13 protein-coding genes and 2 pseudogenes are annotated in these 19560 nt (G+C 65.1%); 7 read left to right on the plus strand and 8 right to left on the minus strand.

The features are described from left to right. Positions 1-35: 35 nt before the first annotated feature. A complete protein-coding gene (locus D3273_RS19415) occupies positions 36-818 on the minus strand; it encodes a molybdopterin-dependent oxidoreductase (RefSeq protein WP_129228553.1) in 783 nt (260 codons plus the stop codon). Beyond that, on the minus strand, positions 811-1698 hold the full coding sequence (locus D3273_RS19420) for a cytochrome b/b6 domain-containing protein (RefSeq protein ID WP_129228554.1): 888 nt from the start codon (positions 1696-1698) through the stop codon (positions 811-813). The genes D3273_RS19415 and D3273_RS19420 overlap by 8 nt, the downstream gene beginning before the upstream one ends. A gap of 347 nt (positions 1699-2045) precedes the next feature. On the opposite strand from D3273_RS19420, the gene D3273_RS19425 reads away from it, so the two are divergent. Further along, the gene (locus tag D3273_RS19425; protein ID WP_129228555.1) at positions 2046-2240 is read left to right on the plus strand and encodes a hypothetical protein; all 195 of its coding nucleotides are present in this window, start codon (positions 2046-2048) and stop codon (positions 2238-2240) included. A 639-nt stretch (positions 2241-2879) separates the two neighbouring features. Next, a pseudogene (locus D3273_RS29820) lies at positions 2880-3086 on the plus strand (response regulator); the annotation flags it as partial. A gap of 140 nt (positions 3087-3226) precedes the next feature. On the opposite strand, the gene D3273_RS19435 reads toward D3273_RS29820, so the two are convergent. From D3273_RS19435 to D3273_RS19445, 3 genes are read right to left on the minus strand one after another with little or no spacing between them, the layout of a single operon-like run. Further along, positions 3227-4600 carry an HWE histidine kinase domain-containing protein gene (locus D3273_RS19435; protein WP_129228556.1) on the minus strand — a complete coding sequence of 458 codons (1374 nt, stop codon included), beginning with the start codon at positions 4598-4600 and terminating at the stop codon, positions 3227-3229. Beyond that, positions 4597-5634 (minus strand): HWE histidine kinase domain-containing protein, encoded by a 1038-nt coding sequence (locus D3273_RS19440; protein WP_129228557.1) that lies wholly within the window; start codon positions 5632-5634, stop codon positions 4597-4599. Before D3273_RS19440 ends, D3273_RS19435 begins: the two co-directional genes overlap by 4 nt. After that, complete coding sequence (locus D3273_RS19445) at positions 5615-5821, minus strand: type II toxin-antitoxin system ParD family antitoxin (protein ID WP_207210835.1); 207 nt, start codon at positions 5819-5821, stop codon at positions 5615-5617. Before D3273_RS19445 ends, D3273_RS19440 begins: the two co-directional genes overlap by 20 nt. Before the next feature lie 460 nt (positions 5822-6281). On the opposite strand from D3273_RS19445, the gene D3273_RS19450 reads away from it, so the two are divergent. Beyond that, positions 6282-7181: a LysR family transcriptional regulator gene (locus tag D3273_RS19450; RefSeq protein ID WP_129228558.1), complete on the plus strand. Its 900-nt coding sequence runs from the start codon at positions 6282-6284 to the stop codon at positions 7179-7181. A 550-nt stretch (positions 7182-7731) separates the two neighbouring features. On the opposite strand, the gene D3273_RS19455 is transcribed toward D3273_RS19450, so the two are convergent. Beyond that, on the minus strand, positions 7732-8931 hold the full coding sequence (locus D3273_RS19455) for an IS256 family transposase (protein WP_129228559.1): 1200 nt from the start codon (positions 8929-8931) through the stop codon (positions 7732-7734). A 481-nt stretch (positions 8932-9412) separates the two neighbouring features. Here D3273_RS19455 and D3273_RS19460 point away from each other — a divergent pair, with 481 nt between their 5' ends. The 3 genes from D3273_RS19460 (at position 9413) to D3273_RS19470 (ending at position 12856) form a co-directional block, all read left to right on the plus strand. After that, entirely contained in the window at positions 9413-10294 is an 882-nt protein-coding gene (locus tag D3273_RS19460; RefSeq protein ID WP_245501284.1) for a PQQ-dependent sugar dehydrogenase, read from the plus strand. 322 nt (positions 10295-10616) lie between these two features. Beyond that, positions 10617-11540, plus strand: coding sequence for a hypothetical protein (locus tag D3273_RS19465; protein WP_129228560.1), 924 nt, complete (start codon positions 10617-10619; stop codon positions 11538-11540). 170 nt (positions 11541-11710) lie between these two features. Next, positions 11711-12856 (plus strand): peptidyl-alpha-hydroxyglycine alpha-amidating lyase family protein, encoded by a 1146-nt coding sequence (locus tag D3273_RS19470; protein ID WP_129228561.1) that lies wholly within the window; start codon positions 11711-11713, stop codon positions 12854-12856. 102 nt (positions 12857-12958) lie between these two features. On the opposite strand, the gene D3273_RS19475 is transcribed toward D3273_RS19470, so the two are convergent. Together D3273_RS19475 and D3273_RS29295 are read right to left on the minus strand one after the other, a co-directional pair. Next, on the minus strand, positions 12959-15721 hold the full coding sequence (locus D3273_RS19475) for a S10 family serine carboxypeptidase-like protein (RefSeq protein WP_207210836.1): 2763 nt from the start codon (positions 15719-15721) through the stop codon (positions 12959-12961). A 1709-nt stretch (positions 15722-17430) separates the two neighbouring features. After that, a pseudogene (locus D3273_RS29295) lies at positions 17431-17664 on the minus strand (hypothetical protein); the annotation flags it as partial. Positions 17665-17789: 125 nt separating this feature from the next. Here D3273_RS29295 and D3273_RS19485 point away from each other — a divergent pair. Further along, positions 17790-19439, plus strand: coding sequence for a patatin-like phospholipase family protein (locus D3273_RS19485; RefSeq protein WP_129228563.1), 1650 nt, complete (start codon positions 17790-17792; stop codon positions 19437-19439). Positions 19440-19560 lie beyond the last annotated feature (121 nt).

Consider the following 19560-nt stretch of genomic DNA (forward strand, 5'->3'; position numbering starts at 1 on the left):
GTAGGCGACAACGCTTCTCGATGTCGACCGTATGGTCAGATCCCGGCATACCATTGGTAGCCGGTGTCCTCCCAATATCCGCCCTTGCCCTGGCCGATGTCCTTGAAGTCCGACATGAGTTGGATGCGCTTGATGTATTTCGTCATCTTGTAGCCGAGCTGGCGTTCGACGCGGAGTCGCAGCGGGGCTCCGTATTTCACTTCCAACGGCTTGCCTGCCTTGTCGTAGGCGAGGATGGTCTGGGGATGCCTCGCGGCGAGCAGGTCGATGCTCCCGTAGAAAGGCGTAGGGCCTGATGGATCACCGTCGTCCATCGTGTCGAAGCAGTGGAACACGACGTACTGCGCGGTCGGCTTCACCCCGACCCGATCGAGTACGGCCTGCAACGGCGCCCCGGTCCATTGTCCGATGCAGGACCATCCTTCCACGCAGTCGTGCCGGGTGATCTGCGTGCGGGCCGGCATGGCGCGAAGTTCCGCCATCGTCAGTTCGATCGGACGCTCGACCAAGCCATCGACGACCAGTTTGTAGGCCTTGAAGCCGTTCGCCGCCATCGACCTATAGTGCTTGTCGTCGGGGTCGGTGGAGCCGTTGGCATAGAAGTCCGTCGAGACGTCGCTCAGCTCGTACTCCTGCGCCAGTTGCTCCGGGCCCAGCATCGCTTCCTGCACCTTCCGGTTCAGCCCGCCGACCCCGCCTAGCACCTCCTTCACCAGAGGGTTGTCGGTGACGTTCTCGCAGCCGGCGAGGGCCAGGGCACCGAGGACGGTCGCGCCTCGCGCGAGGAGGGCACGACGCGTCGTGGAGCGATCAACCATGGATGTCGCGCTCCTGCCCGATGTCGTACCAGCCGGTGACCATCGAGCGCATGTTGTTGAAGAGGCCGGACAGCAGCACCAGGGCCACGTGGACGACCACGAACAGAACCACCCCGAACGCAGCGAGGAAGTGGATCGAGCGAGCCGTCTGGCGGCCGCCGAAGACGTGCAGCAGGAAGGGGAAGGCGGCATCGAGGCCCGGGGACATCGCCCAACCCGCCAAGACGAGGAGCGGGAGCAGGACGAAGGCGACCGCGAAGTAGGTCATCTTCTGGATGGCGTTGTACTGCCGCGCCTGCTCGCCCTTCGGGAAACGTAGGCGTGCGTGATCGAGGATCTCGCCGCCGATGTGCCGCCATTGGGTGCGGCTCGGCAGGAAGTCCCGGCGGAAGTGGCGGGTCGCGAAGCCCCACAGGAGGTAGACGAGCCCGTTGGCGACGAACAGCCAAGCGAACACGAAGTGGATCGCCCGCCCGGTGCCGAGGTCCTGCTCGCCCGGAAGCGTCGCCCAGGACGGGAAGGCCCTCTCGGTCGGCTTGCCTTCGAACTCCGACAAGCCGAGGACGCCGGTCGTGTCGAAGCGATGGTCGCCGATCCGCACGTAACCCCGCGCCTTGCCGTCCACCTTGTCGGAATCGATGACGGCGGGCGGGTGGTCGAAGTCCGTCTTGATGCCGAAGTCGAGTTGCGGGCGGGCGTTGAAGATCTGCAGGCCGCTCATCAGCAGCATGGTGAGGCACAGGACCGTGATCCAGTGCGTCACGCGAACCACGACGCTGTGGCGCTTCACCAACGTGACGAGGCGCTGCTCCTTCCCTTTCGGAACGGCGTCGTCGTTCGACACGACTGGATCGTCCAGTTCCTTTTCGGCCAATGACATCGAGGCTCCCATCGCATTCATCTGCCCAGTGGTCGCCGCATCTAGCTTCCCAGAAGTTGCGTGACGGACGTATCGAACCATCGATACCCACCGATCCATCTGTCCATGGTCCCGCGTAGACGTCCGGACTGGGAGACGACGCACGACGTGGCGGGATCGACACCGTAAAAATACGGATAGTGGAAACGCGAATTTGGACGTCGCTCCGGCGCATCCCACCGTCGTTCGCTGCGTAACTGGATATGCGGTGCCTTCTATGAGGCGCTCAGCGACGCCCGGGTGCTGGACATCGCAGGTCCTTTGATCGCGGGATGATCTCGCATCGAAGGCATAACAGGAGAGAACTCATGACGAAGACCAAGAACCTGATCGTCGCGTGTGCGGTCGTCGCCCTATCGCTCGGTGCCGTCGTCGCGCCCGCGTCCGCTCAGATGATGATGAAGAAGACGATGATGCATCACCACATGATGCATGGTAAGATGATGCATGGTAAGATGATGCACAAGAAGACGATGATGCACAAGACTATGAACCCCATGTAACATTCTAGCTGAGACGCTCTCTTGCGAGAGGGCGTCTCTTCGATAAGCCTAAAGATGACCTTTGTTTCAAGACGTCACTATTGTCCTGGTTCTGAAATTCGTACATGACGTGTGTAGGGCGGCTCGCACGGCACTCGCCGACTGGGTCAACGAATTTCGCGACCCGCTCTTGCTGATCGCCTCGTGAATCTTGGTCTCCCACTTCCTGCCGGGCCGTAGCCCGAGGCGACGGTGTCTCGCACCTTGTACGCGATCCACCAGTCCTGCGTGACGCGCGCGATGGCCACGTGAGCAAGCGGTTCGGGCCGCAAACGGCATCGATGATGGTCGGGATCGCACCGATGCTAACGATAGCGTCGATCATGTCGGCCGATCCCATGGTCGGCTCGCCTTCGGCGCTCTTTGCATGCTGGGACAGCGCTCTTGCTCACACAGCCCGTCGCGGGCTCAGCTATCCTCAGCCACGGGACCGAGGCGAACGTCAAGTTGCGGTTCGGAGCGTACGCGCCCGATGATCGCCGGCTCAGATGCTGCGCAACCATCCTGAACGCCGTGGCTTCTTCACGGATGATCGATTCGAACTCTCCCATGGCCCTGGTGGTCGATGATGACGCCCTGATCTGCATGGACGCGGTCAGCATGCTGGAGGATGCGGGCTTCGAGGTTCTCGACGCACCCAACGTCGAACTGGCCTTGAGTCTCCTGAGGGACCATCACCCCCGGTTGACGCTCCTCTTCACCGACGTTCAGATGCCGGGAGACCACGACGGGTTTCACCTCGCCCGCGAGGTGGCGCGGTGCTGGCCGCACATCTCGATCGTCGTAGCCTCCGGCCAGGCTAACCCTGCGCCCGGTGACATGCCCCAGGGCGCGAGCTTCATCAGTAAGCCGTTCAGCGCCGGGGTCGTGCACGACGCTCCGGGAGATCGTGCCCGAGCATCGACGGCCCAAACCGCTGCGTGGGTGAGCGGTCACTCGCGAGGATGTCAGGCGCGCAGCCGATCCTTGCTCGTCCGCAGCATCACGACGACGCCCTCCGAAAGCCATTGGAACGCGATCGTGCCGCCAAGCTGGCCCGTTACGGCGTTCACCACCAGCCGGCTACCGAAGCCGGCATTCCCGTTCGGCGGATTGACCTCGGGGCCGCCGCGCTCCGTCCATGTGACGACCACGTCATCCTCATCGACGGTGCAGGAGACATCGAGGATCCCCGTCGCCGCCGATAGGGCTCCGTACTTGATCGCGTTCGTCGCCAGTTCGTGGACGACGAGCGCCATGGTCGTGGAGGAGACCTCTCCGACGAGCAACTCCGGCACCGTGATCCGGATGCGGCCACTGGTGCGTTCCTCGCCTGCATAGGGCGCGAGAAGGATGGCGAGCAGGTCACCGAAGTGCGCAGCCCTCTCCGGATCGCCGGGAACCGGCCGGACGAGGTCGTGCGCGCGGTTGAGGGCGCCAAGCCTCAGCCTCAGGTCCCGGGACATCTCCTTCGTCGTCGTCGTCGAGCGTTCCGAGATCATGGTCAGGGCGGACGCGATCGAGAACAGGTTCTTGACCCGGTGACCCATCTCGCCCGCGATCATCTCGCGCGCTTCCTCGGCCATCTTGCGTTCGGTCACGTCAAGGAAGACCCCGAACATCTGGCGTCCGACGATCCCCTGGTCGTCGCCGCGCCCCCGGGCGGAGACCCACCGCAGTTCCTTTCCGCGTAGGATCCGGAACTCGACCTCATAGGCCCCCAGGATCTGCCGCGTCGAGGCGAACGCGGCCCTCACGCGATCGAGATCCTCCGGATGGATGTGCGCGGACATGTCCTCGAACGTGACCGGCCCGACCGGGAGGCCCCAGAGCGCGTGTGCACGCTCGTCCATCGAGATCGCGTCGCTGTCGACGTTCCAGGACCATAAAGCGACGCCAGCCGCGTCGGTGGCGATCCTCAAGCGGTTCGCGTCCCACACCGGTGGTGGCGTCGTGCTTTCCGGAACCTCGCGCTCTCCTTCGATCAGCAGCGACCCGAGGGCGTCGCACAACGTCGCGCGCTTGTAGGGCTTCTGCAGCAAGGGACATCCGAGGTAGGACTCCAAGAGGCCGGTCCGACCGTAGCCGGTCGAGAAGACGAACGGGATACGCCGGGTCGTCAATGCGTCGGCGACGGGATAGCTCTTCTCCCCGTTGAGGTTGATGTCGAGGATCGCTGCGTCGAAGTGCTCGATGTCGACGATGGCCAGGGCCTGGTCCAAGCGTGAGGCGGGGCCGACGACGGCGCAACCGAGTTGCCCCAACATGTCTTCCAGCATCCACGACACCATGACTTCGTCCTCGACGACGAGGATGCGTCGGCCGGCAAGCTCGCTGGTCATGTTCTCTCCGCCCGATCTCTCGGGGCAGGCATCATGATATCGCAGACGAGCCCGGTCGGTTCGTAGGCGAGGCGCACGTCTCCGTTCAGTTCCTGGGCCAAGCCACCCTCGATGAGGCGGCGGCCGAAGCCCTGGAACGTCGGTGGGGTCACCACGGGACCGCCGCTCTCGCGCCAATCGACACGAAGCCGATCTCCAGCTTCGAGCCGCCATGCCACGTCGACCCTTCCTCCCGTCGCTGCCGAAAGCGCCCCGTGCGCGATGGCGTTGGTGGCCAGCTCATGGAAGACCATGGTGAGGGTCAGTGCTGTCTTCGGCGGTAGTCCTACCTCGTCGCCTTCGATGTGAACGCGTGCATCCACCCCCAAGGCCTCGAACGTCTGGTCGAGGATCTCCCGCAGTTCGACCCTGTCCCAGTTTTCCGAACCAAGGAGGCCATGGGTCTTCGACAACGCTAGAATGCGTCCCTCGAAGGCGTCGATAACGCGCTCGTCGGCCATGCCGCGCAACGTCTGTCCAGCGACCGCCAGGACGGTCGCAAGGGTGTTTTGGGTGCGGTGGTTCAGTTCGTCGAGCAGGGAGCGCAGCCGCTCCTGTTCCTCCTTGTGGCTCGTGATGTCCACGAAGGAGGCGAAGTGCTGCACGATGGCGCCCGCGTCGTCACGCACCTGCGTGATGAAGATGGTGACCCAGATCGTCCTGCCGTCCTTGCGGTGGAAGCGGACCGGCGTTTCGAGGTCGCGGGCGCCCTCGAACGCCGTCTGGATCTCCGTCAACGCTTCCGGGTCGGTAGCCCGTTGGATCAGGAAGTCGAACTTCTGGCCGAGCACCTCGTGCTCGTCATACCCCGTCAGTGTGAGGAAGGCCTGGTTGACGAAGACGATCGGATTGTCCTTCACCTTGGCGTTGGAGAACACCATCGGCATCCGCGTCGTCTCGGCGGCGACGACGAAAGGGCCAAGGTCCTCACGGAACCCTTCCACGTCGGATTCGGCGTGTTCCTGTTCGACCGCGTTATCGTGCTGGTCCGACATGGGCGTCGATCTCCCCGTTTCGCGAAGAAGGGTTGACCGGGTCGAGGGGTTCTTCCTTGTCGAGGAGCCGCAGCGCGGCGCGGACCACCTCGCTCGCTGTGCGGTAACGTCCCGCGGCGACCCGCGCGGCGACCGAACGCTCCAACTCGGGCGTCACCGACACGTTCATGGTCTTGCGTATCGGCATCGACTGATGGTCCTGGTCAAGTCTCGATAAAGACCTGTGTCAACGGTTGTCACAAGTTCCAATACCCTTGTTCGCGGGGTTTGTGCGAATAGTCGAAATGCATAATTGCATTCGCAGCAGACGACCCGAGCTGCTTCATGGGAGTGGGCAAGGAGCCTCAAGCACCTCGACCACGCTCGCCGGGAAGGACGGCCCTTGCTCTGCGCGAATGAAGGAGGAACCTCGGGTGACTGACGAGAGGAGTCAGGCGGTCGGCCGAGGGACGGGCGCCCCGCGTCGTACACGACCTCAAAGCCGATCAGTTTTGATGAATGTGGACCATCTCCGCAAACCGCTGTCGCGTCGACGTCGGACTTCCAGTGCCAAATCCACCGGCGGATCGGAATACGGCGTGCGATGCGACAGCGGGGATGCTAGGCGCGAGGCATAGACCGAATGCGAAAACGATCGACGGACCACGATGCTCGACTGGGATGACCTGCGCTTTTTCCTGTCGGTCGCCCGGCACGGAAACCTAATGACGGCTGCCAAGGAACTGCGCGTCGCACAGTCCACGGTCGGACGCCGCTTGGCATCCTTGGAGGCGAGCCTTGGCGTCCGTCTCCTTGATCGAACGCCTGGTGGCTATGTCGCAACGCTGGCGGGGAAACAGGTCCTCCTGGAAGCCGAGCGGTTCGAGACCGGGTCACTGGCCCTCGAACGCGAGGTCGGCGGCCGTGACGCCCGGCTGTCCGGCACCGTCCGCGTCACCTGCGCGGAGGGGGTCGCCAGCCACATACTCTCGCCGTGTCTCGCCGCGATGCACGGAAAGCACCCGGATATCATGGTGGAGTTGATCCCTGACCTCCGGGAGCTGAGCCTTTCGATGCGGGAGGCGGAAATATCCGTTCGGCTCAAACAGTCGAACCAGCACGACCTTGTCGTGCGCAGGATCGGCGTCCTGGGCTTTGGCCTGTACGCGAGCCCTGGATACCTGGAGATGCACGGCGACCTGGATGTCGACGCGGGATGCCCGGGCCACCACATCGTCGCCCAGCTCGACGATCTCCAGGACTCCGATCAGACCGGCTGGCTCGCGACCCTTGCGACGCGGGCTCGCATCTCGTTGCAGACAAGCAGCCATGAGGCGGCCGTCGTCGCGGCGGTGCACGGGGGCGGTTTGGCGTGCCTGGCCCGGTTCCGGGCCGACCGCGAGGACGGTCTGGTCCGCCTTGTCACTCCGTCTCCGGTTCCAGACACTGGGATCTGGTTGGTCGCCCACAAGGACAACATGAGCAACGCTCGGATCAGGGCTGTCCTGACGCATATCACCGGGGGCATCCGTGCGTTGTCGCCACAACTCAATCCTCGAGAATTGTAGAGGCTTGGACTTATGGTCCGCTTGCTTTGTTCACGGTCGGCGTGACTTAACCTAGGCACCAGATCGGCAGGTTCGAGGTGGTCGCCACAGCGGAAGCGTCTGCTTTGGCCCAACTATGCCCGAAAGCAGCCAGTCGGCTGTCCACCCATCCACGCCGTTCGGATCCGAGCGATCGCGCGAGCATCCCTGTTCCTTTGTGAGAAGCCGCGGCAGGGCACCGGGAAGTTTCACCCCCGTGCCTTATGACCGAGGTCTTGCCCGAACTCATTAGGGTCGCGACCGACCTCGGGCTGGACCTCGGATCGATCAAGGCATTGTATTTGAACAGGAATTTCCTCTTGCCTCTCCTGACCGAGGTCCATGGGGAGAAGTGATATTCATCAAGAGAAAGTGAGATCCGTAACTCCCTTCCGCCAGCGGTTCGTGCCCCCGTCCAGTCCCCATCCTCGGAGCCGAGTCGATGACCTCCGGCTCGCCTCCGGGATCATGTCCCTGAGCGTGGTGTAGCTTCCTGAGGAGCCACCTCGGTCGCCGGCTTGGGCCGGGACAGTCAGGCCACCAGGGTCGGCAGGCTGACGGTGTCACTATCGCCGATCGGGGCGATGCTTTCCAGCGTCATATAGCGGGATCTCTGGACGGTCCATTCGTCGTTCTGCTCGAGCAGAATAGCTCCCACGAGCCGCTTGATCGAGGCCTCGTTGGGAAAGATGCCGACGACATCGGTCCGTCGTTTGATCTCGCCGTTGACGCGTTCGAGCGGGTTGGTCGAGTGTAGTTTGGTTCGATGCGCGGCCGGGAACGTCATGTAGGCCAGCACATCCTGCTCTGCACTGTCCATGAGAGCGGACAGCTTGGGCATCTTGGCACGGAACTGATCGGCGACGCGGCGCCACTGCTGTCGGGCGGCCTCAGCGTCAGCCTGCGCGAAGGCCGTGGCGATCAGGGCGGAGACGACTTGGCGGCCGCTCTTGCCGGCATGGGCCAGCGCGTTCCTCATGAAGTGTACGCGGCAGCGCTGGGCCGTGGCGCCGAGCACCTTCGTGGCAGCGGCCTTCAGCCCCTCGTGCGCATCCGAGATCACCAGCTTCACACCGCGCAGCCCGCGCCGCGCCAGCTTGCGCAGGAACGCCGTCCAGAAGGTCTCGGCCTCGGAGTGGCCGATGTCCATGCCCAGCACCTCGCGACGCCCGTCGGTGTTCACCCCCACCGCCACCGTCACGGCGACCGACACGATCCGCCCGGCCTCGCGCACCTTCACGTAGGTCGCATCCAGCCACAGATAGGGCCAGTCGCCCTCGATGGGCCGGTCCAGAAAGGCGTTCACGCGCTCGTCGATCTCGCCGCACAGCCGGCTCACCTGGCTTTTCGAGATGCCGGTACCGCCCATCGCCTGCACGAGGTCGTCCACCGAGCGCGTCGACACGCCTTGAATGTAGGCCTCCTGGATCACCGCCGTGAGCGCTTTCTCGGCCATCCGCCGCGGCTCAAGGAAGCCGGGAAAGTACGAGCCTTTCCGCAGCTTCGGGATGCGCAGCTCGACCGTGCCGGCCCGCGTCTGCCAGTCCCGATCGCGGTAGCCGTTGCGCTGCGCCAGGCGCTCACCGCTCTTCTCCCCGAACGCCGCTCCCGTGAGGGCGCCCACCTCCATCTCCATCAGGCGCTCGGCCGCAAAGCCGATCATCTCGCGCAGAACATCCGCGTCGGCGCTCTTCTCAACAAGCCCGCGCAGGCTCATCATCTCGTCGGTCATCGGTGCGTCTCTCGGTTCAGGTTGGTCTTCGCAACCCGACCCTAGCCGGCGACCGCCGATGGCTACCTCCCGCGAAGACGCCCGTCCGCTACAGCGCTGTGGATGGCGCGCGGACGGGCGTCTCCGCTACCCGGGCACCTACACCACGTCCTGGGACACGACCCGCCTCCGCAAGCACGCCGCCCTACCTTTCCGCCATGCGAAACCTGCTCATTGCCCTGACGATCCTGACAATACCGGCCCACGCGACCGAGAACCTTCCCGGCCAACCGGGTCCGCCGCGTTCGGTGACTGGCACACCGACGCGCCGGGCGTCATCCGGCTCATCCGACCAGGCGATCTCCCTCCGCCTTATGCGACACCGTCGGCCAGCAACGGCCCCCAGGACGCAGCCTTGCTGAAGGATCCCCACATCAACGTTCCCGATGGCCTCTCGGCGTCGCTCTGAGCCAAGGGTCTTACCGGCCCGAGGACGATCCGGGTGGCGCCGAACGGCGTCGTCTTCGTGGCAGAGACGGACGAAGGCGACCTCACGGGGCCGAAGCCCGAGCACGTCGTCGACCTCGACATCAGCGACGGCGGTCATTCGACCCGCGACATCGCCTTCAGCCCCGACGGCAAGCGGATGTTCGTCTCGGTCGGCTCACAGAGCAACGATGCCGAGGATCTCCCCGCCGAGCCAAAGGCCGCCGTCGCCAAGCTTCCACTCGGGGCCACCTGGGGCGACGAGACGCGGCGGGCCGACGTCCTCACCTTCGACCCCGAGGGGCAGGACGGCCGGGTCTTCGCCACGGGCATCAGGAACTGCGTTGGGCTCGCGGTGGCGCCGCGGGACGGCGGGCTCTTTTGCTCCACGAACGAGCGGGACGGCCTCGGGGACGACCTGCCCTCCGATTATGTCACGCGGCTCCAGGACGACGGCTTCTACGGCTGGCCGTGGTTCTTCATCGGAGCCCATGAGAACCCGCGCCATCGCGGCGAGCGGCCCGACCTCGCCGCCAAGACGATCGTGCCGGACGTCCTCTTCCAGGCCCACTCCGCCCCGCTTACGATGAACTTCTACGACCCGCCGGTCGGTGCCCCGGCCGCCCTCGGCCCGGCCTACTCCGGTCAGGCCTTCGTGGCGATGCACGGATCCTGGAACCGCGCCAAGCGGACGGGCTACAAGGTCGTCAGAGTGGTGATGGTGGACGGCGTGCCCACAGGCGAGTACGAGGACTTCGCCACCGGCTTCGTCGGGGCAGACGGGCGCGTGTGGGGCCGACCGGTGGGCGTCGCCGTCATGCGCGACGGCACTCTCCTCATCGGCGAGGACGAGAACGGTACGATCTGGCGGGTGACGCCCAAGAAGGGCGCGCCGTGACCGTGAGTCTTTTCGTGGCAGGATTTTATCGAACGTCACGGGCGACTACTGCGATCAGGCATGATCCGCTTGGGTGAGGCAATCTCATCCCTTCCCCGTCCAAACTCCCATTTTCAGACTGGCATCGGGGCATGAATCACACGGGTCGGTCTTCTTGGCGTTCCGGGAGCCCGTACAGCGCCGTCGTTGACATCCCAGGTCAAACCCTGACGGATCGGCGAAGAAAACAGGAGATCCGGTCGAGAACGAGGGTCAGAACGATCTCGGGCCACCGCCGCCGAGACTATATCGTCTCGTCAACCCCAGCGTGGTGACTTGAGGCGTGGAGATCAAAGTGGAATTACATCATTCTAGGTTGGGTGGGATCACTCGTGACAAGCTGCACACGGAACTCGCCGAGATTTTATTAGTCGAGGCTGACCAGATTACGATCACGGCCGGCCTGCCTGTAGCGGAAGCCTTCATCGGGTTCAGGCTTGAGGACAATCCAGATCATCTCGGCGAGTTCATGCAGGAACCCGCTTCGCGGGTCCACCTACATCGCTTCGAGATCTTCAGGGATTTCGAAAAGGCGTACGAGTTCGTCAAGCACCTCAGCCCTTCGGATGACATGCGGGATGTCGTCTTCAGGTTGAAGTCCTTTTGCTTTCATGCTCCTCGGTCGGGCAAGCATTCAGCGATTTGCGACACCCCGCTCCCGTTCATGACCCCCGAAGGCGTCTGCCGACTTATTGCCGATGCAGCCTACGCTCGCTTCAAGTTGGAGTTGATGGAGGGTGAGGTTTTCTCTATCCGCGAGATCGCGCTTCTCGCCGATGTGCCTGACGATGTGGTGCGGGCGTGCACGCAGCGTGTCGACGCTGATCGGCTTCAAGCCACGAAGTACGCCAAGTCCACCGAGATCGGAGCGGACGATGCGAGGTTGTGGCTGACCGGCCAGGCGGGGTTCACGCCGTCGTATAGCGTCCGAAACGTGCTGGACTCGGTGATGACGGCTGAAGAGCTTGGGACGTTCATCCGCAACCGCCGGCTTCGGTCCGAGGGCGGGATCGTGAAGTTGGTCGTCGGGTTTACCGCTGACGAGTTGGACAGGTGGGAGGGCGGAGACATCATCTGGGATCCGCGCCGCGCCGACGACCTCGTGGACCGCGCCGCTGACCTCGCGCGCCACTTGGATCTCGACGTCCCGCGCTTCGTCGGGAAAGTGATAGAGGCCTCGACAGAGCGTTGTCCGGCCACCCGTTGAGCGACGCGCGCGCACGGTGAACCAAAGGTCGGGCGGGCTTCGAGGCTGAGACGGTCACGATCACATCGCGCAAGACCAGGACGTTCGACCGATCGATGGAAGCCGCTTATCCTCACATCATGGGGCCGGGACGCGACGAGCCGGGCCCCATGATGTGAGGGAGGGGAACGATGAGCCTTCGTTTCGGGGGATGCCCGTGCTGCGGCGACACGCCGAGCGGGATTTGGCATCGGCGACACTTCCTCAAGGCGGCCGGCGCCGCCATGGCGGGCGTCGCGCTCGCGCCGGGCAGCGCCTTCGCCGACGCGGTGCCGACCATCGCCTACGAGTCCGTGCCCGATCTCATCCAGTTGCCGCCTGACATGTTCCTCGGCGAGTGCTCCGGCGTCGCCGTGAACTCGAAGGGGCACCTCTTCATCCTGTCCCGCGGCAACACGACGGGTCCGGCCTACGGCGCGGGTGCCGCTCAGCTCCTCGAGTTCGACCCCGACGGGCGCTTCGTGCGTGAGATCGGCCACCACCTCTACGCTTGGTCCTTCGCCCACATGGTCAAGGTCGATCCGGCCGACAACGTCTGGGTCACCGACAAGGGCTCGGACATGGTCATCAAGTTCACGCCCGAGGGCCGCGTCGCCATGGTGCTCGGACGCAAGCAGGAGGCCGCGGACGAGCTCACAGGGCCCTTGAAGCATCCGAATCCGCCTCTCCCTGCCATCGATGGCTACTTCCGGCAGGTCACCGACGTGGCCTGGGACGCCGCCGGCAACAGCTACATTAGCGATGGCTACATCAACTCGCGCGTCGCGAAGGTGGACCGGGACGGCAACTGGGTGAAGTCCTGGGGCGACCGCGGCACCGGTCCGGGCCAGTTCCACACGCCCCACAGCATCGCGGTCGACGCGCAGGGCCTCGTCTACGTCGCGGACCGCAGCAACAGGCGCATCCAGGTCTTCGACGGGGAAGGCAATTTCCAGCGCCAGTTCACCATCGACGTCCCCGTCCCGCCCGGCGCGCGGCCTGTGATCGGCGACATGCCGGACGAGGGCACCATCGCGGCCGGCACCTTCGCGCCCGGCTCGCCCTGGGCGATCTGCATCTCGCCTGGGCCCGACCAGGTGCTCTACAGCTCCGACGCCTACCCGGGCCGCATCTATAAGATGACGCTCGACGGCAAGGTGCTCGGCGTGCTCGGGCAGGCGGGGCGCCAGCCGAAGCAGTTCGGCTGGATCCACCAGATGGCTTGCCCGGCCAAGGACGTCCTCTACGTCGGGGAGTTGCTCAATTGGCGCGTCCAGAAGCTGATGCTCCACGCCTGACGGGCTCGCGACTTCCAGAAAAGGGCGGAGATCGTCATCTCCGCTTAATCGCTCATCTGGCGTTCGGTGATGGTCCTTCGAGCCGTTTGGGCGGTGGCCGTTTCACCCCACCTCCATGCTGAATGCAGCCCCGTCACAGTATTCTACCACGACCCGTCCGGAAAAGCCGCGCGGCATCGCGGGTGCTTCGTCCGCCCTCGCGGCCAGCGCTTCCGCCATCGCGGGAGCCTCGAACAGCGCCGCAATCTTGTCGCCGATTGGCACGCCCAGCCCCGTGCAGGCATCCGGCCCCACGCGGGCGCGGAAATAGCCGTTGTCCCCAGCCGTGATGTCGGTGAACGCCAAGTGGTTCGACCACAGCCGCGACGTCACGAAACCGAGCTTGCGCCCGAAGGCGGCGAAGAGGCCAGCGTAGAGCGGCGCCACCGCGCTCGTGCCGCCGACGACCGTGCGGTCCCCCCGCACCACCACCTCGTAGCCCGTCTCGGGATCGGCCACCGCTGCCACGTCGGGCGCCAGGCGGCCCGGCCCCATCGGAGCGCCGGCCTGCCAGTCCTGCATGGGGAACAGCCGCGAGAAGCCGCCGCCCGTGCCGTCCCCCGCCGGGTCGCCCGGCCGGTCGTTCCACACCGTCTCGGTGCCGCGCGTCTTGCGCGTACCGCCGCAGCCCACCACGCTTGGGCAGCCTGCCGGCAGGTCGACGTCGGCGGGACTGCCGCCGCCGTCGGACGAGTCCTTGTCGCCCGCCGCCGCGAAGACAACCATGCCGGCCTCGGTGGCAGCCATCGCGGCATCCTCGATGTTGGCTACGAAGTCTGTACCGGTCTGTGTCTCAAGCCGCTCCCACACGGTTTCGGCAGCTCCCCAGGAGATCGAGCACACGTCGCAGCCGTCGGCGGCGGCACGGCGGATCGAGGCCGCAATGGCCCCCGGAGCGTTGCCGGCCCAGTAGACCCGCAGTGTCGCGGCTTGGCCCGTGGCGACATAGTAGGCCGCCGCCGCCACTTGGATGTCGAGCGCCACCTCGCCGTCGGCCTCGCCGCCCGGCGCGTTGTCGCTGCCGTCGACCGATACATCGGTGATGGAGGGCAGCGGCTGGCCGAGCCCGCCGAAGAAAACCTCCATGTCGGACAGGAGCCAACCACCGCCGAGTTCCACGATGGCGATAGTCCCGCCGCCCGCGAGGCCCTTGGGCCAGCGGTAGGCGGCGCAAAGCTCCGGTACGCTCCACGGCCGGGCAGACGCGTCGCGTGCCTCCAGGGGCCCCCGTACCGGCGGATAGGCGATGAAGGAACGGAAGGGCGTGATCGCCGCGAGCAGCCGCGCATTGGTGGTCGCGCGCGCCACCGCCGAGCCGTAGAAGCCGATGAGGTCGGCCTTCATCGCCGTCCGCGAGCCGGGGTCGAGATACACCATGTGCCCCGACGGGTAGGTGTGGATCTGAAGGTTCGCCCGCGCCCGCGTGTCGAGGAGCGGCATGGCGGCCAGAGTTAGCTCGGTCTGGTAAAACGGCGTGACGGAATCATAATAGCCGCTCGCCTGGAATACCCTGAGGTCCGGGTTCAGCGCCATGGCGGCTGCGAGGTCACCGGCCGTGTAGAGCACCGTGTTCCCGTCGGCGTCTTTGCCCTTCTGAGCGCCCGTCGGGTCGATGTGCGAGAAGTCCCAGAACTGGAATGTCTGGTCGTTGAGATCGGTGAAAGGCGAGGTCGAGGTGAACTTGAGTTCGTCGTTGAGGTACTGGTTCCACATGGCGGTGTAGACGCCGCCGACGTTGGTCAGCGTGGGGTCGTTACTGCCGGCGTTGGGGCTGATCGTTGCGGCGATCCCCGTGTCGACCGCCGTGGCGCGCCCGTCGTAGCCGCCGATCGCCAGGCCCCGGTCGCGCAGCAGCGCGGTGAGGAACAGCAGCCCGATCGAATTGCCCGCCGACACGTCGAGCCCCCAGGAGATGAGGACGTTGCGGTCAATCCCGAGATCGCGGGCGAGCGCGTCGAGCACCGCCTCGTCGACCTTGGGGAAGGCGCGCCGCGCGGGATCGTAGGGGCCGGATGCGAAGGCCCGTACTTCTGCCATGTAGGCGGGCAGGTCAGGGGGTGGCGGCACGATGGCGGTGCGCCCGTGGAACCACGCGTCGGCGGCCAGCGTCGGCAGCAAGCCGACAGGGTTGCCCGTTTGGCTGTAGTCGAGGATCGAGGACTGCAGCACGATGCCGTTGAGGTCGACGCCGTCTTCGTGCAGCTTCCAACCGATCACGCAGGACCGTGCAGTGCCATACGACTCGCCGAAAAGGAACTTCGGCGAGTTCCAGCGGTCGTAGGCGCTGAGGTAGCGCTTGATGAAACCGACGATCGACTCGGCGTCCGGGTCGACGCCCCAGAAGTCGCGGTTCACCTTGGGAGCCACGGCGGCCGAATAGCCGGTGCCGACGGGGTTGATGAAGACGAGGTCGGTCTGGTCGAGCAACGTGTCGGGGTTGTCCTCGATCGTGTAAGGGGCTGGCGGAGTGAAGTCGGGCAGGTTCGTGCGGATGCGCCTTGGCGCGAAGGAGCCGAGCAGCAGGAACACCGCCGAGGAGCCGGGCCCCCCGTTGTAGAAAAACGTCACAGGCCGTTCCGCGGTCGGGCGCTCGTCCGCCGTGTAGCTCACGTAGAAGAATGACGCGTTCGGCTTCGCGCTCAACGGGTCGACGGTCGTGAGGTGGCCGGCCCGCGCCGTGTAGGGTATCGCGGCGCCGTTCACCGTCACCGAATGGTGCGTGACGGCGGCGCGTTCCTGCGGGTCAGCGATCGAGGCGTCCGGACCCGCCCCGTAGGGCGTGGTGTCGAGCAGGGACTGGTCGGGCTGAGCAGGATCGTCGGCCATGGCGAAAACTTCCATCGAGCCGGGGGCGAGGCGAGGTCAGCAAGTCCCCCGGCACTGACTGTCGCGCCGAGCCCCTCACCTGTCACGCTTCATCTTTTCGCGCTGCGATGGAACTCACCCGCTCTGCTTGTTCCGTAGTCCTATCCACATCCTTCAGTCCGTCGAAAATGAAGCAGCCTGGGTCCTGGGGCGTCATTTGTCATCGACGGGGGTGCCAAACTCAGGCCCGAACTCACCGGACGCGCGCCGACCTCGGGCAGGACCTCGGCGCAGGCAAGTTGCGGAAAGGACAAAGAAAAACCGGTCCCTCCCGCTGTCCGAGGTTTTTGCGGAGAGGATACATTCATCACAAAAGCTTGAGAGCCGTAACTCCCGTCCTGTCGGCGGTAGCGGCCCGGAGAGCGTTGGAAGTGACGTGCCACGCCCGGTCCGCAGGAGATCGTCATGCACAAGGACCCGGGGCGATGGCAGGCGATCAGGCGGAAGGTGCGGGAGGGCGAGTGCTCGATCCGCGGGGCCGCGCGCGAGTTCGGGATCAGCCGCAACACCGTCCGAAAGATCTTGGCCCACCCGGCGCCTTTGCCTTATCGTCGGCGGGCAGGGTCGTCGCCGAAATTGGGACCTCATATGGGGGCGATCCGGACGATGCTGGAAGCCGAGACGGGACGTTCGTCGCCCTCCACCGCCGCTGCGATCTTCGAGCGGCTTCGGCTCGAAGACGGTTATAGCGGCAGCTACAGCACCGTCTGGCGATGCGTGCGGTCTCTCCGAGCGGAGGAGTTGCAGATCGAGATCGAGGTCCGCAATCACCGCACGGCATCGTTGACCGGAGGAAATCGCCCGTACCCCCATGCTTACAAGCTCCGGTCGGAGCATCGCGTCATCCGTCAGGACGAGGTTTCGTCGGCCGGCTTGGCCCCGCGGAAGATCAGCGTCACACTGCGTCTCGACGCGAAGGCAGAGCGCCGAAGAGCTGCCTTCACGTGGATGCAAGCCGCGTCGGTGGGCGACATCGATCTCCAAACCGCCGGGCCAGCCATCTCATCTCTTCGCGACCTGGATACCCTGATCAATGGCATGAAGCGCGGAGCGCCGCGAGACTGGGCATCGACGATGGCGGTGATCGCCCGAGCGAGAGGGATCAGCGCTCGGGAGGTCGGCGCCTTCGTGGATGTCTGTCCTCGGACGGTCCGCAAACGTTGCACAGTGCACGCCGCAGGTGGGGCGTCCGCGTTGTACTCGCGCCGTCCTCGGGCGAACCGCAGGGTGGCCGACGAGACGTTGAAGGACGCGATCTTCGCCCTCCTCCATGAGCCCCCTTCGCTCCATGGCATCAACCGGACTTCGTGGATCATGCCCGAGCTTTCGCGCGTGCTCGCCTTCAAGGGGCATCCGGCGGGGCTGCACACCATCAGGGCGATCGTGAAAGCCGCGGGATATCGCTGGCGCAAGGCACGGGTCGTGCTGACCTCCCAGGATCCCGACTACGTGATGAAGTTGGAGGCGGTCCAAGCGATTCTGTCCGGCCTGTCGGCCGATGAGGCCTTCTTCTCGATCGACGAGTTCGGGCCCTTCTCGATCAGGATGCGCCAGGGCGTGATGCTGGAGGAGCCGGGACCGCACCGGGTCGTGCCTCAGCACCAGCGATCGAAGGGGTCGCTCATCATGACGGCCGCGCTGGAGCTGTCGGCCAATCAGATCACCCACTTCTACAGCCGCAAGAAGAACACGGAGGAGATGATCCGGCTCAACTTGTCGAGGATGCCGGGTTCGGGCCACGCGTGCCCGGCGCCCTCGACGAGGTGGAACTCGGCCTCGGGCCACGCTTCGTGCAGCGCGAAGGCGTAGCGCGCCGGGCACGGCATGTCGTACCGCCCGTGGACGATCGTGCCCGGAATCCCGTTCAGGCGCCCGGCGTCGGCCAGGAGTTGGCCCTCGTCCAAAGGGGCTATGTCATGGTACGGCCAGACCTCGGACCTCACTGGCGATCCTCGTCGAACCTTCGTGGCGCGACACGCCGCCTGTCGACACCGCCCCTACCAAAAACCTCAAAAGGGACGCACCCTCAATGGAATCGTCGCAGGATCCGGAGCCCACTTCGGCGCTCCGACCCCGGATCTTCGTGGCTTTCGCCGGTGGTGGCGCAAAGGGGCTCGTGCATGTCGGCGCGCTCAAGGCGCTCGAGGAGCGCAAGGTAGACTTTCGCGGCTTCGCGGGCACGTCGGCGGGCGCGATCGTCGCTGCGCTGGCCGCCGCGGGCTTTCGGGCAGACGAACTCATAGACCCAGCGTCCCGAGCCAGCGTCATCGACCGGTTGCATGCGCACGAGAGCTCGATCTCGGCCCCGACGGATCTCTTCGGGACGGGAGGGTGGTGCCGGATCACCGCCGTGAGGAGCTTCCTGGTCTCGCCATTGCGGGCCGGATTTCGACGGCCGTACCTTTTCCTGGCAGTCTTCGCCCTAGCCTTCTTCATCTCGCTTTCACTATCGCCGTTCCTCGGCTGGACGGCCGACGCTTGCATCGGAGTCACCTGGCTTGCGATGTTCGTGACGATCCTCGGCTTGGCCACGGCGATGACCAGCGGCTTGGCGAAGCTCGACACTTTCCGGCTGGCCCTGGATCGCATCCTCTCGGAACAAGTGTTTGGCGTCGGATCACGGCAAATCGTCCGCATGCGTGACTTCGACGGCCTGCAACGGCCCGTTCTGAAGATCGTCGCGGCCAACCTGACGGAACGCAAGCTCGAGCTGTTCTCCCACGACGTCGACGGCGACGTACCGGTTGCCGATGCCGTGGCGGCTTCGATTTGCCTCCCATTTGTCTTCGCACCATGGCGCGTCGGTGATCGCATCTTCGTCGACGGCGGCGTGGTCTCCAACTTTCCGGCGTGGCCGTTCGATGAGGAACGGAAGCTCGACGCCGACGCGCTCACGATCGGCTTCGAGATCGGTGCGCCCCTGCCGGCACCGGGCTCGGCCGGATCCAAGCCCGATCTGACGTCTTGGCCCATGGCGCTGGTCGAGACGGCCTTGTTCGGAGCCGGGACGCTGAGCACACGCGCCATCGGACGGGCAGAGCTCATAACGATGAGGCCCAGCATCGGGACGATGGACTTCGACGTTGGGACCCATCGGATCCGGCGGGAACTGGCCAACGTGACCAATGCCGCCAGAGCGGAGATTTCGAAACGCCTCTTCGATTTCCCGCTCGTGTACAGGACTGCATGCGGTAACGTCCGTGACCTGATCGTCGGTGCCCTGGCCGGGTCAACGGAAGTCCTGGCCTCCCCTGGTGGGTCGGGTAGGGTCCGGTGTGCGGTCGCCATGCCACGAGCGGAGTACAGGAGGTCCCTTCAGGTGAGCCACGCGGTCGGCTACGAGGACGACCCCGACCGCGACCTTGTGATCCCGATCGCTTCGTCCCTGGCGGGATTGGCTTGGACCAGTGGAGTGGCGGAATTCGAACGCGACCCGCTCTCGAGCGACCTGGAGTTGACGGGAGAGGCGGACTCCTCTTTGCGTCGCCTCCTTTGGCGCGACTTGGCTTGGAGCCTCCGTGTTCCCATATCGGGTAGGAAGGGGCCTTTCCTCGTTGTGATGGTGGACGGATCGGCCATTTTAACGGATAGTGAAGCTACCAGGTCCTTGTTCGAGCAGGCCATCGACGAAGTCGAAAAGGCCTTCGCGTCGATCGTCCGGCAGTTCGATGAGGAATGATGATGGGTGAGCTACGCAGCAGATCACTCTCCGCCCGGCGTTCAGGTCCCGCCTCCCCTCAGACAGCTAACGCCGTCGACGAAGCGGCAAGGCAGTTGCACGAGAAGCTCGTCGAGACCGG

Source organism: Lichenibacterium minor, assembly GCF_004137685.1.
Classification (GTDB): domain Bacteria; phylum Pseudomonadota; class Alphaproteobacteria; order Rhizobiales; family Beijerinckiaceae; genus Lichenihabitans; species Lichenihabitans minor.

Excerpts from the sequence above, each read along its gene's own strand:
- D3273_RS19415 (WP_129228553.1), bottom strand. The coding sequence starts at position 818 with ATGGTTGATCGCTCCACGACGCGTCGTGCCCTCCTCGCGCGAGGCGCG.
- D3273_RS19420 (WP_129228554.1), bottom strand. The coding sequence starts at position 1,698 with ATGTCATTGGCCGAAAAGGAACTGGACGATCCAGTCGTGTCGAACGAC.
- D3273_RS19425 (WP_129228555.1), top strand. The coding sequence starts at position 2,046 with ATGACGAAGACCAAGAACCTGATCGTCGCGTGTGCGGTCGTCGCCCTA.
- D3273_RS19435 (WP_129228556.1), bottom strand. The coding sequence starts at position 4,600 with ATGACCAGCGAGCTTGCCGGCCGACGCATCCTCGTCGTCGAGGACGAA.
- D3273_RS19440 (WP_129228557.1), bottom strand. The coding sequence starts at position 5,634 with ATGTCGGACCAGCACGATAACGCGGTCGAACAGGAACACGCCGAATCC.
- D3273_RS19445 (WP_207210835.1), bottom strand. The coding sequence starts at position 5,821 with ATGCCGATACGCAAGACCATGAACGTGTCGGTGACGCCCGAGTTGGAG.
- D3273_RS19450 (WP_129228558.1), top strand. The coding sequence starts at position 6,282 with ATGCTCGACTGGGATGACCTGCGCTTTTTCCTGTCGGTCGCCCGGCAC.
- D3273_RS19455 (WP_129228559.1), bottom strand. The coding sequence starts at position 8,931 with ATGACCGACGAGATGATGAGCCTGCGCGGGCTTGTTGAGAAGAGCGCC.
- D3273_RS19470 (WP_129228561.1), top strand. The coding sequence starts at position 11,711 with ATGAGCCTTCGTTTCGGGGGATGCCCGTGCTGCGGCGACACGCCGAGC.
- D3273_RS19475 (WP_207210836.1), bottom strand. The coding sequence starts at position 15,721 with ATGGCCGACGATCCTGCTCAGCCCGACCAGTCCCTGCTCGACACCACG.
- D3273_RS19485 (WP_129228563.1), top strand. The coding sequence starts at position 17,790 with ATGGAATCGTCGCAGGATCCGGAGCCCACTTCGGCGCTCCGACCCCGG.